The sequence below is a fragment of the Tenacibaculum sp. Bg11-29 genome (assembly GCF_002836595.1).
Classification (GTDB): Bacteria; Bacteroidota; Bacteroidia; order Flavobacteriales; family Flavobacteriaceae; genus Polaribacter.
On sequence record NZ_PJBB01000003.1, the window covers coordinates 1,544,216 to 1,556,959 of the forward strand.

Annotated in this window: 12 protein-coding genes; 8 read left to right on the plus strand and 4 right to left on the minus strand. The window is 29.4% G+C overall.

What is annotated here, in order from left to right:
• The first annotated feature begins 32 nt into the window (after positions 1-32).
• Genes CXF68_RS06865 through galE form a run of 8 tightly spaced genes read left to right on the plus strand, consistent with a single transcriptional unit; the run spans position 33 to position 7,441 of the window.
• A complete protein-coding gene (locus CXF68_RS06865) occupies positions 33-1,181 on the plus strand; it encodes a glycosyltransferase (protein ID WP_101043587.1) in 1,149 nt (382 codons plus the stop codon).
• A 13-nt stretch (positions 1,182-1,194) separates the two neighbouring features.
• On the plus strand, positions 1,195-2,094 hold the full coding sequence (locus tag CXF68_RS06870; protein WP_101047394.1) for an NAD-dependent epimerase/dehydratase family protein: 900 nt from the start codon (positions 1,195-1,197) through the stop codon (positions 2,092-2,094).
• 1 nt (position 2,095) lies between these two features.
• Positions 2,096-2,971, plus strand: coding sequence for a glucose-1-phosphate thymidylyltransferase RfbA (gene rfbA, locus CXF68_RS06875; RefSeq protein ID WP_101043589.1), 876 nt, complete (start codon positions 2,096-2,098; stop codon positions 2,969-2,971).
• Complete coding sequence (rfbC, locus tag CXF68_RS06880) at positions 2,968-3,522, plus strand: dTDP-4-dehydrorhamnose 3,5-epimerase (RefSeq protein ID WP_101043590.1); 555 nt, start codon at positions 2,968-2,970, stop codon at positions 3,520-3,522. The genes rfbA and rfbC overlap by 4 nt, the downstream gene beginning before the upstream one ends.
• A 2-nt stretch (positions 3,523-3,524) precedes the next feature.
• A complete protein-coding gene (gene rfbD, locus CXF68_RS06885) occupies positions 3,525-4,394 on the plus strand; it encodes a dTDP-4-dehydrorhamnose reductase (protein ID WP_101043592.1) in 870 nt (289 codons plus the stop codon).
• Entirely contained in the window at positions 4,391-5,437 is a 1,047-nt protein-coding gene (rfbB, locus tag CXF68_RS06890) for a dTDP-glucose 4,6-dehydratase (RefSeq protein WP_101043594.1), read from the plus strand. Before rfbD ends, rfbB begins: the two co-directional genes overlap by 4 nt.
• Before the next feature lie 9 nt (positions 5,438-5,446).
• Positions 5,447-6,412 carry a UDP-GlcNAc--UDP-phosphate GlcNAc-1-phosphate transferase gene (locus tag CXF68_RS06895; RefSeq protein ID WP_101043596.1) on the plus strand — a complete coding sequence of 322 codons (966 nt, stop codon included), beginning with the start codon at positions 5,447-5,449 and terminating at the stop codon, positions 6,410-6,412.
• An 18-nt stretch (positions 6,413-6,430) separates the two neighbouring features.
• Positions 6,431-7,441 (plus strand): UDP-glucose 4-epimerase GalE, encoded by a 1,011-nt coding sequence (gene galE, locus CXF68_RS06900; RefSeq protein ID WP_101043597.1) that lies wholly within the window; start codon positions 6,431-6,433, stop codon positions 7,439-7,441.
• A gap of 58 nt (positions 7,442-7,499) precedes the next feature.
• Here the strand turns inward: galE and CXF68_RS06905 are convergent, their stop codons facing one another.
• The 4 genes from CXF68_RS06905 to cdd form a co-directional block, all read right to left on the minus strand.
• A complete protein-coding gene (locus tag CXF68_RS06905; RefSeq protein WP_101043599.1) occupies positions 7,500-9,350 on the minus strand; it encodes a LysM domain-containing protein in 1,851 nt (616 codons plus the stop codon).
• 26 nt (positions 9,351-9,376) lie between these two features.
• Entirely contained in the window at positions 9,377-10,912 is a 1,536-nt protein-coding gene (guaA, locus tag CXF68_RS06910) for a glutamine-hydrolyzing GMP synthase (RefSeq protein ID WP_101043601.1), read from the minus strand.
• Positions 10,913-10,974: 62 nt separating this feature from the next.
• Positions 10,975-12,039 carry a 3-oxoacyl-ACP synthase III family protein gene (locus CXF68_RS06915; RefSeq protein WP_101043603.1) on the minus strand — a complete coding sequence of 355 codons (1,065 nt, stop codon included), beginning with the start codon at positions 12,037-12,039 and terminating at the stop codon, positions 10,975-10,977.
• 158 nt (positions 12,040-12,197) lie between these two features.
• A complete protein-coding gene (cdd, locus tag CXF68_RS06920; protein ID WP_101043605.1) occupies positions 12,198-12,680 on the minus strand; it encodes a cytidine deaminase in 483 nt (160 codons plus the stop codon).
• Between the last annotated feature and the right edge of the window lie 64 nt (positions 12,681-12,744).

The following is a 12,744-nucleotide window of genomic DNA, read 5'->3' on the forward strand; positions in this document are numbered from 1 at the left end:
TTTTTATTAATTTGTAGAAATGTTTATTGAAAATGAGTAGTAATGAAAATAAAGTTAGATTACTTAGGGTTGTTACACAGGCAGAAGTTGTTCCATGGCATTTAAAAAATTTCATAGAAAGAAGCGAAAACGATTATGAATTATTTGTAACAGGGAATAACGTTAGCCGATTTAAGAAAGAATATCCTTACGTTACGTTTATTGATAATAAAATCCTAAGAAAAACATCAATTTTTTATGATTTTAAAGCATTAATTGTTTTAATTTTTATTTGTATAAAGGTCCGTCCTACAATTGTACATTCGATAATGCCTAAATCAGGGTTTTTAACCTCAATTGCTGGGTACATTACATTTTGTCCTATAAGAATTCATACTTTTACAGGGCAAGTTTGGGCAACAAAAAAAGGAGGTATTAGAAAATTTTATAAAAGTATTGATAAATTAATTTTTAGGTTATCAACTGTTTGTCTTACAGATAGTCCGTCACAATCTAATTTCTTGTATGAAAATGGGTTTCATATTGATGGAAAACCAATACAGAACCTTGGTAAGGGATCTCTTTCTGGGGTGGATTTAAAAAAATTTGATATCAATATAATAAAAGACAGGAATCTTTTAAGAAGTGATTTAGGGATAAAAAACAATGATTTTGTATACTTATTTTTAGCTAGAAAATCAATAGTTAAAGGAATAGTAGAATTAATTGAAAGTTTTGCTAAAATCACACATTTTCCTAATGTTAAACTACTTTTTATTGGGCCAGATGAATCAGAAGGCTATCTAGATGAATTGTTCGAGAAACATAAAAAAATTGAATCCAAAATTATTAGTTTAGATATAGTTGAAAATCATGAAAAATATATTGCTGCAAGCGATGTATTATGTTTGCCCAGTAGTAGTGAAGGGTTTGGGACAATCGTTATTGAAGCAGCTGCATTAGGTATTCCATGTGTTGGATTTGATATTGTAGGCCTTTCTGACTCTATTGAACATGATTATTCAGGTATTTTAGTTCCATTTAAGGATATAAATAAGTTTTCTGTAGAAATGACTAATTTATATCAAAATTCAAAAAAATTAAATGAAATGAAGTTAAATGCAAGAAGTAGAGTACTCAAATATTTTTCTGCGGATGTAATTTACTCTTTACATGACAAGTTTTATAAATCATTGTTGTAATCTATATAATAATATGAAAGTAACAATAACAGGAACTTCAGGTTTTGTAGGTACTAATCTATTGGAATATTTTGATAATTCTAAATTTAGTGTGTCATCTTTAAGTGCTAGGTATAAGCCTGTTCAAGAGTTTTTTCTTCAGGGATATGCTCTGATTCATTTGGCAGGTAAAGCACATGATTTAAGAAATGTATCTACTCCAAATGATTATTATGAGTCTAATTTTGAGTTAACGAAGCAATTGTTTGATTCTTTCATAAAATCAGATCTAAGTGTTTTTATTTTTATGAGTACTGTTAAGGCTTGTGCAGACGAGGTTAAAGAAAGTTTAAAAGAAGAAGATATTCCAAACCCAAAAACACATTATGGATTGTCAAAGCAAAAAGCAGAAGAATATATTTTAAATAAAAAATTACCTGTTAATAAAAGAGCCTATATTTTAAGACCCTGTATGATTCATGGCCCTAATAATAAAGGGAATTTAAATTTATTATATAAACTTGTTAAAAAAAGAATTCCATGGCCCTTAGGGAATTATCCAAATCAAAGATCATTTCTAAGTATAGATAATTTAATGTTTTGTGTTAATGAATTTCTAAGTAATGATAAAATTTCTAGTGGAATATATAATTTAGCAGATGATAAAACGCTTTCTACAAATGAAATAATTACTTTAATTTCTAATGAATTAGGTGTCGAAACAAGAATATTTAAAGTTCCTAAATTTATTATTAGCTTTGTCGCTAAATTAGGAGATATAATACGGCTACCAATTAATAATGAAAAATTACAAAAACTAACGAGTAATTATGTAGTTAGTAATCTTAAAGTAAAGAACTCAATAAAAAAAATATTACCAGTTTCTTCAGAAGAAGGGATGATAAAAACAATAAATTCTTTTAAAAAGAAATAAAATGAAGGGAATCATATTAGCAGGAGGAAGTGGAACACGGTTGTATCCAATAACAAAAGGAGTATCAAAACAGTTGTTACCAGTATATGACAAGCCAATGATTTATTATCCACTATCAGTCTTAATGTTGGCCGGCATACGAGAAATTTTAATTATCTCAACACCAGAAGACCTACCTAATTTTGAAAAACTATTAGGAAACGGTGAAGATTTAGGAATCAAACTAAGTTATAAAGTACAACCAAGCCCTGATGGATTAGCTCAAGCATTTATCATTGGTGATAAATTTATAGGAGAAGATGATGTTTGTTTAGTTCTTGGTGATAATATTTTTTATGGGGATGGGCTAACTAAAATGCTTCAAAATGCACGCTTTAACGTTGAAAAAGAAAAGAAAGCAACTGTTTTTGGGTATTATGTAAAAGACCCTGAAAGATATGGAGTTGCTGAATTTGACAATGAAGGAAATGTGACTTCTATAGAAGAAAAGCCAAATAATCCTAAATCAAATTATGCAGTAGTAGGGCTTTATTTTTACCCCAATGATGTAGTGCAAATAGCAAAAGAAGTTAAACCTTCTCATAGAGGAGAATTAGAAATAACATCAGTAAACCAAGCTTATTTAAATCAGGATAACTTAAAAGTAGAGCTAATGGGAAGAGGTTACGCTTGGTTAGATACAGGTACGCATGATTCTCTTATGGAAGCTGGGCAATTCATAGAAACAATAGAGAAGCGTCAAGGGTTAAAAGTTGCTTGTTTGGAAGAGATTTCTTACTATATGAAATATATAGATGCAGATCAAGTAAAAAAATTAGCAAAACCATTGAATAAAAATGCGTACGGTAAATATTTATTGAACCTTATTAAAGAATGAAATTCGTAGAAACAGGGATTGCTGAAGTTGTAATTATCGAGCCTTCAGTTTTTGAAGATGACAGGGGCTATTTTTTAGAATCATTCAATAAAGATGAATTTGAGAAAAATATAGGAAAGGTAGATTTTGTTCAAGACAATGAATCTAAGTCAATTAGAGGAGTTTTAAGGGGGTTGCATTTTCAAAAACCGCCATTTGCGCAAGCAAAATTAGTAAGATGTATTAAAGGTGCTGTTATTGATGTTGTCGTTGATATTCGAACTGGTTCGGAAACATATGGAAAACATATAACAGTTGAATTATCTGAAGATAATAAAAAGCAATTATTTATACCTAGAGGGTTTGCTCATGGTTTTATGGTTTTATCTGAAGAAGCAATTTTTTCTTATAAAGTAGATAATAGTTATGCTCCAGCTTATGATTGTGGTATAAAGTGGGATGATAAAGATTTAGGTATTGACTGGAGGTTTAATGAAGCTGACATTAAGTTGTCTGAGAAAGACACAAAACTTCAATATTTTAATGAATTTACAAGCCCTTTTAAGTCTTAATTATGAATGTTTTAGTAACGGGTGCTACTGGCCAATTAGGGTCGGAAATAAGGAGTGTTTCTAAAAAGAAAAGGCTACACAATTTTTTTTTTGAAACTTCAATAGATCTTGATATTACTAATGTATTATTAGTAGAAAAATATATAGTTAAAAATAAAATAGAATTAGTAATAAACTGCGCAGCCTATACATTTGTGGATAAGGCTGAAAAAGAGTATGTTAAGTCATTTGATGTAAATGCTTTAGGTGTTCATAACTTAGTGTTAGCCTTAGAGAAAGTCAACGGAAAAATTATTCATATTTCTACAGATTATGTTTTTAATGGAGAAAGTTTTATACCATATAATGAAAGTCAAGAAGTAAGGCCTGTTGGAGTTTATGGAGAAACTAAAAGAGTTGGTGAGGAATATGTTTTAAGTTCGAGTATTGAGGGTGTTGTTATTAGAACGTCTTGGTTGTATTCGAGTTTTGGAAGTAATTTTGTTAAAACAATGTTGCATCTAGGTAAAGAAAGAGATAAACTTGGTGTTGTTTTTGACCAAATAGGTTCTCCAACTTACGCAAGAGATTTAGCTGAATTATGTGTAAGTTTATTGGATATAGAAAAAATTGATTTAAATTCGAAGTTGTATCATTATTCAAATGAAGGAGTTGCCTCTTGGTATGATTTTGCTATAGCCATAATGGAAATGGCAGATATTAAATGTAATGTTTATCCGATAGAAACAAAAGAGTATCCAACACCTGCAAAAAGGCCTAATTATTCTCTTATGAATAAGGCAAAGATTAAAAAAGATTTCAATATTGACATACCGTATTGGAGGAATTCATTAAAAGAATGTATTAAGGAATTACAAAAAGAAAAAAAATGAAAAATATATTAATTACTGGAGGAGCTGGTTTTATAGGCTCTCATGTCGTAAGATTATTTGTGAATAAATATCCTAATTATAATATTATTAACTTAGATAAGTTAACCTATGCTGGTAATTTAGAGAATTTAAATGATATAAAAGATAAATCTAATTACAGATTTGTTAAAGAAGATATCTGTAATTATGAGAAAATGGAAAGATTATTTGTTGATTTTAATATTGATGGGGTCATTCATTTAGCTGCAGAATCTCATGTTGATAGATCTATTAAAGACCCTTTTTCATTTGCAAAAACAAATATAATGGGAACTTTAAGTTTATTACAAGCAGCAAAAAACAAATGGAAAGAAGATTTTAAAGACAAACTTTTTTATCACGTTTCAACAGATGAAGTATATGGAAGTTTAGGAGAAGAAGGTTTCTTTACAGAAAATACTTCTTACGATCCTCATTCTCCATATTCAGCATCTAAAGCTTCCTCAGATCATTTTGTAAGATCTTTTCAGGATACATATGGTTTTCCTACTGTAATTTCTAATTGTTCTAATAATTACGGATCCTTTCAGTTTCCTGAAAAACTAATCCCTTTATTTATAAATAATATATGTAAAAATAAAGCTTTACCAGTATATGGAAAGGGGGATAATGTAAGAGATTGGTTATTTGTAAACGATCATGCAAGAGCCATTGATGAAATATTTCATAATGGTAAATTAGGAGATACTTACAATATAGGAGGGTTCAATGAATGGAGAAATATTGATTTAATCAAGGTTTTAATAAGTACAGTTGATAGGTTACTTGGAAGACCAGAAGGTACTTCAGAAAAATTAATTACATATGTAACTGATAGGGCTGGTCATGATCAAAGATATGCTATAGATTCATCTAAGTTAAAGAATGAGCTAGGCTGGGAACCTTCATTACAGTTTGAAGAAGGAATAGAAAAAACAGTAAAATGGTATTTAGAAAATCAAGAATGGATTGATAACATAACTAGTGGTGATTATCAAACATATTATGATGAAATGTACAACTAAAATATAATAATGATTGAGTATTTCATAGTATTAATTAGTTTAATCTTTCTGTCTATAATTTATTTTAGATTAGCTAATAAATTTAATATAATAGATAAACCAAATCATAGGAGTTCGCATACGATGCAAACAGTAAGAGGTGGAGGTGTTTTATTTTTTTTAGCAGTATTAATCTATTTTTTTTTATCAGACTTTCAGTACCCTTTTTTCGTAATTGGAATCTCTTTAATTGCTATTGTTAGTTTTATTGATGATATCGTAACTTTAAGCTCTACTATAAGACTACCTTTTCAATTTATATCGATAGGATTTTGTTTGATTCAAATTGGGTTTACTGCAAGTGATTTTCTATTATTTATACCTTTCTTAATTATAGGAGTGGGCTTCATAAATATCTATAATTTTATGGATGGAATTAACGGTATAACAGGTTTATATAGTATTGTTATTTTATTGGGGTTATTTTTTATTAACTTAAATGAACATATAATTGATCATAATTTAATAATCTATGTGATATTGTCATTACTAGTTTTTGGTTTTTATAATTTTAGGAAAAAGGCAAGGATGTTTGCTGGAGATATAGGAAGTATTTCTATATCTGTATTAATTTTTTTTATAGGTGTTTGTTTTATGAAAGAATTAAAATCACCAATATTGTTATTATTTGTTTTAATTTATGGTGTAGATGCGATTTTAACATTAGGTTATAGGAAGTCTATAGGAGAAAATGTGATGGAACCACACAGAAAACATATTTATCAAAAGTTGATACATATAATGAAATTATCGCACCTAAAAGTAGCTGTTCTTTACGCATCTACTCAAGTTCTCATCTGTATAATTATATATTTTGGGTATACATTAAGTGTTGTTAATCAATTAATAATTATGCTTTTTTGTATTTCAGTTTTTATATTAGTTTACCTTATCTTGTTTAAGATGATTGAAAGAAGAAAGCTTTTATCAGTATAAAAAAGAAAAAAAGAAAAAATGAAAAAAATATTAGTCACCGGAGGCTTGGGATTTATCGGATCTCATGTTGTAGTAGAACTTCAAAATTCGGGATACGAAGTAATCATTATTGATAATTTATCTAATAGCAAAATAAATGTATTAGATAGTATAACTGAAATAACAGGAATAAAACCAAGTTTTAGTCAATTAGATTTAAGAGAGAAAAAGGTAGTAAAAGAGTTTTTTGAAGAGAATGTAATTGATGGAATCATTCACTTTGCTGCATTTAAAGCTGTTGGTGAAAGTGTTGAGAAACCATTAGATTATTATGAGAATAATATAAATAGTCTGGTGTATTTGCTCCAAGAAATGCGTGATAGAAATATAGATAATTTTATATTTAGCTCATCATGTACAGTATACGGTCAAGCAGATGAATTACCTATTACAGAAAAAGCACCTATAAAACCTGCTGAATCTCCTTATGGAAATACAAAACAAATTGGTGAAGAAATAATCAAAGAAAGTTGTAATGCTTATAGTAAAAATGCAATAGCACTACGTTATTTTAACCCAATAGGAGCACATGAAAGCGTTAAAATAGGAGAATTACCTATCGGCGTACCACAAAATTTAATTCCTTACATAACACAAACAGCAATAGGTGATCGAGAAAAATTACTAGTTTTTGGTGATGATTATCCTACTATAGATGGAACAGCTGTACGTGATTATATTCATGTAGTTGATTTAGCTAAGGCTCATGTAAAAGCCGTAGAGCGATTAATAAATAAAAAAAATGATCAAAATTTTGAAACATTTAATATCGGTACAGGTAAAGGAAGTTCTGTAATGGAAGTTATTAAAACTTTTGAAAAAATATCTCAAAAATCACTAAATTATGAAATAGTTGAAAGGCGTTTAGGAGATATTATAGCTGCTTATGCAGATACAACTAAAGCGAATGAAGTATTGGGGTGGAGAAGTGAAAAAAAATTAGAAGAAGCATTATTGTCTTCATGGAAATGGCAAGAGAAACAAAAATAAGGTTCTTTAAAAATAAAAAAGCGGTAAGATTTTAAATTTTACCGCTTTTTTATGAGTATTATTTAAGTCTTGTTAAACTTAAATCCGCATTGTATTTTACAACGAATAAACCTTTGTTGGTAATACTGCCTGAGCTTTTTTTGTAATAATCAAATTTGTTTTCTACACGGAGAGATACTCCTTCTTTAAAAGTTGTTATTAGTTTTTTTCCTGAAGCCAATCGCATTAGCACATCATAGGTAACATCAAAACCTTTAATAGCATAATCAGAAGGAATTGTGTTGTTTTTTTTGTTATAATTTTTGTTAAACACTTTTACGTTTTCAGAAGAATCATCTGTAAAAACATCGGATACATATGTGAAATTTACACTAGCTAATTTATTATTATCTATTTTATTATAAGCTTTGTTCTTTTCTATCGCAAAGACATGAATATTAATATCATCAGGTAAGCCAATCATACTATTTAAAACATCTGCTACGGCAGCATTTTTATCTGATGTTACGATAACCCAATTCTGCTTTTTTATAGCCATTTTTCTAGTGAAAAGATTTCTTTTTATATAGCCATCTTTTGGTTTTAAAACATGAATTTTTTTAATTGAATCATGAGTTTTTAATCTACTAAGAATTTTTTCTACTTTCTGATTAGAGTTAGTTGTACCATCACCAACAACAAAAATTTCTTCACCATTGTAGGTTTCTTTTAAATAAGAAATTAAATAATCAGTATAATTATTTTTATCAGGAGCCGACTTAATAAGTTTAGGAGAAGAAAATTTTTGTTGTTTATTCGAAAAATGGGGGAAAACAACAGGGATATTAACTTTATTCGCTATAGTTTCCGTTTTTTCTGAATAAAAAGGACCAATAACAACATCAGTATTATCTAACTTACCTTCATCTAAAATTACTGAAATATTATCGCCTCTATTACCTGTGTCAAAAAGATTTACATTTACATAAATACCTTGTTTTTTAATTGAATCTATGGCGATTTCAGCACCCAAATAAAAATCGGTAACCATATTGGCTAAAGAAGCATATTTATTTTTTTTCTTATTAAATATGTTTGTTGCGGAAGCTAAGCTGTATTCTTTAGCTTTAAAAGGAAGTAGTATTGATAAGTTAATAGATGTATTTTCTTGAATACTATCTTTGTAAAAAGCATAGTTTTCATTAGGGTTAACATCTTCAATAGGTTTGATCTTTAATAATTGGTCAATAGACAACTCATTGTTTGCTATATTCGGATATTCGGGATTTAAACGAATTAAATCTTCCTTTGAAATATTATAAAATCGAGTTAAACTGTAAACCGTTTCTTTACTCTTAACAGTATGAGTTAAAAATTTTATTAAAACTTCTTTCCTGTCAATTGTAATTATTTTTTCAATTGATTTTACCTTTAAAACCTGACCAATACTTAAGTCATTATTTTTAATTCCAGGGAATTCAGGATTCCATTTAATTAAATCATCTTTAGAAATATTATATTCTTTAGTTATTCTATAAACAGTTTCTCCAGTGGCAACAGTATGGGTGTCATATTCATATACTGTTTGTTGAAAAATATCATTTTTTGAATTTTCATTAGAGTTATTATCTGAGTTCTCTAGTTTTTCAGAGTCAGTAATAACGACTTCACCTTTATCATCAGAAGAAGGTGAAGAAATTCCCTTTTTTATCTTTGGATTAGGAATAACAATTAGTGTATTCGCTTCAGGTCTTCGGCCAACATCAGGGTTTAAACGAAGTAAATCTTTCGTTTTCATATCCAGTCGTTTAGCAATGTCACGTATTGTTTCTCCTTCTTGGATTTTATAGGTTATATACCGTTTTTGTTGACCACAGGAAACGGTAAAGGTTAAAATACAAATTAAAAGTAAAAATTGAAATTTCTTCATCTACATTATTTTTTATTATAAGAACTTTATTCCCATTCAATGGTCGCAGGTGGTTTAGAACTAATGTCGTAAACAACACGGTTAACACCCTTTACATTATTTATTATTTTATTTGATATTCTTTGTAAAAACTCATAGGGTAAATTTACCCAGTCTGCGGTCATACCATCTGTACTTTCAACAGCTCGTAAAGCAACTACTTTTTCGTATGTTCTTTCATCACCCATTACTCCAACAGAGTTTACAGGTAATAACATCGCTCCAGCTTGCCAAACTTTATCATACAAACCATCTTCTTTTAATCCATTAACAAAAATAGCATCTACTTCTTGTAAAATACGAACTTTTTCAGAAGTAACATCTCCTAAAATTCTAATACCTAAACCTGGTCCAGGAAAAGGGTGCCTACCTAATAAGTCTTTATCTATACCCATAGAAGCACCTACGCGACGTACTTCATCTTTAAAAATCATTCGTAAAGGCTCTACTATCTTTAGTTTCATAAAATCAGGTAAACCTCCTACATTATGATGACTTTTTATTGTTGCAGATGGACCTCCATTAACAGAAACTGATTCAATAACATCAGGGTATATAGTACCTTGCGCTAACCATTTTGCGTTTTCAATTTGGTTAGCTTCATCATCAAAAACTTCAATAAAAACTTTACCAATACTTTTACGTTTTGCTTCCGGATCAGATAATCCTGCTAAATCTTTCAGGAAACGATCAGAAGCATCTACTCCTTTAACGTTTAACCCCATTCCTTCGTATTGTTTTAATACATTTTTATACTCATCTTTACGAAGTAAACCATTGTTAACAAAAATACAATGTAAATTTTCACCAATAGCTTTGTGCAATAAAACAGCAGCAACAGTAGAATCTACACCGCCTGAAAGTCCTAAAACAACTTTGTCATCTCCTACTTTTTCTTGTATTCCTTTAACCGTTTCGTCAACAAATGAATCTGGAGTCCATGTTTGAGCTACACCAGCTATAGTAACTAAAAAGTTTTCTAACAATTGCTTACCATCAGTAGAATGATATACTTCTGGATGAAATTGAATAGCATACGTTGTTTCTCCTTCAATTTTATAAGCGGCATTATCTACATCATGAGTACTTGCTAATAAAGCTCCACCAGTAGGTAGTTCTTTAATTGTATCTGAATGACTCATCCAAACCTGACTTCCTGTAGAAATACCACTAAAGAAGACTTCGTTTTCTTTTACATATGATAAATTTGCTCTACCATATTCACGCGTATTAGATGGAGCTACTAATCCACCAGAAAAATGTGCTAGGTACTGAGCACCATAACAAACAGCAAGTAAAGGTTTTTTGCCTCTAATTTCTGATAAGTCTGGATGTAATACACCTTCAGCCCTAACAGAGTTTGGACTACCTGATAAAATTACAGCTTTAAAGTCGTTTAAATTTTTTGGTATCTTGTTATATGGATAAATTTCACAATAAATGTTCAATTCTCTAACGCGGCGCGCAATAAGTTGTGTGTATTGCGATCCGAAATCTAAAATAAGTACGTTGTGTTGTTGCATGCGCAAAAATAGTACTTAGATTTTAGATTTTAAGTATTTGATTTTAGATTTTTTGAAGTTTTTTAATAGCGGTAAACAATTGCATTTATATTCATTCCTGCACCAACAGAGGCAAGTATAATAATATCTCCTTCTTTTACTTCTTGATTTTCTATATTTCCTTTTAAAACCAAATCTAATAAAGTTGGAACTGTAGCAACTGAACTATTCCCTAATTTATGAATACTCATAGGCATTATGTCATTAGGTAGAGGTTTTTTGTATAATCTATAAAACCGTTTAATAATAGCATCATCCATTTTTTCATTTGCTTGATGGATAAATATTTTCTTAACCTCACTAATATCAATTTTGCTTTTGTCTAAAGCAAATTTCATTGCCTTTGGTACATTATTTAAAGCAAATTCATAAATTTTACGTCCTTGCATTTTAATATAACGCACATTCTGATCTAGACCTTTATTAAAAGAGTTTCCAAAGAATAAAAAATAAACTTCGTCTTTAGTAAAGGTTTGAGTAGCGTGGCTTAAAATACCACTATTGCTATTTTCTTTTAGTTCAAGAACACAAGCACCGGCTCCATCACTGTAAATCATCGAATCACGGTCAAATTTATCAACAACTCTAGAAAGAGTTTCGCTACCAATAACCAAACATTTTTTAGCAATACCAGCTTTTATAAATGCTTGTGCTTGAATAACTCCTTCGATCCATCCAGGGCACCCAAATAAAATGTCATAAGCAACACAATTAGGATTTTCTATCTGGAGTAAGTGCTTTACACGACTAGCTAAACTAGGAAGGATATCACTTTGAATAGCACCTTCTTTTACGTCTCCAAAATTATGAGCAAATATAATATAGTCTAGATCTTCAGGATTTATATTTGCATCGTTTATAGCATTTTTAGCTGCAAAAAATGCTAAATCAGATGAATTGTATGCTGTTTTAGCATAACGACGCTCTTCAATACCAGTTATTGATTTGAACTTTTCAATAATTATAGTATTGGTACTTTCAAAAGAGGTTCCATCGGTATTCAAAAAAGAATTTTCTAAAAATTGACTATTATCTTTTTTTATCGAAGGTATATATGAACCTGTTCCAGTAATTACTGCTGACGCCATTGTGATTTTTTAGGATATTATAATACAATTAAAGCATTTTTAATCAGATTAAGATATTAATTAGTAGTCATTTTTTAAGAATTATATAATTCTTAAAAAACCAAGCTATAATTAGATGTTCTAAAAAAAAATGGTGTTTTTTTTGAATTTGTTACTGTTTATAAATACGAGCTATCGAATGAAAAAGGCAGTAAAGAGAGTAAAGACGTTGTTTTAATAATTTCTCCAACCTCTCCCATAAAAATAATTTCTATAGATTCTTTCTGGTTAATTTCATATTCAGATAAAGTTTGTCTACACGCCCCACAAGGTCCAACAGGTTTATTAACGATAGTGTTTTCAGAGGCAGCTGTAATTGCTATTTTTTTTATTTTTATCCCTGGAAATTCAGAACCTACTTTCCAAACACCAACTCTCTCTGCGCACATACCAGAAGGATATGCCGCATTTTCCTGATTATTTCCTAAAACAATGGTGCCGTTTTCTAATAAAAAAGCTGCACCTACTTTAAATTTAGAATATGGAGCATATGCTTTTGCTCTTGCTTCAATAGCTTTATTCATTAATAATTGATCTTCTTGATCTAATTCTGATAATGTATTAAAAACGGTAGCTGAAGTTTTTACTTCTATTTTTTTCATGAGAAATAGTATTGGACAAAAAAAGCAGTCTAGATAGACTGCTTTTTTTATTACACGAATTTAT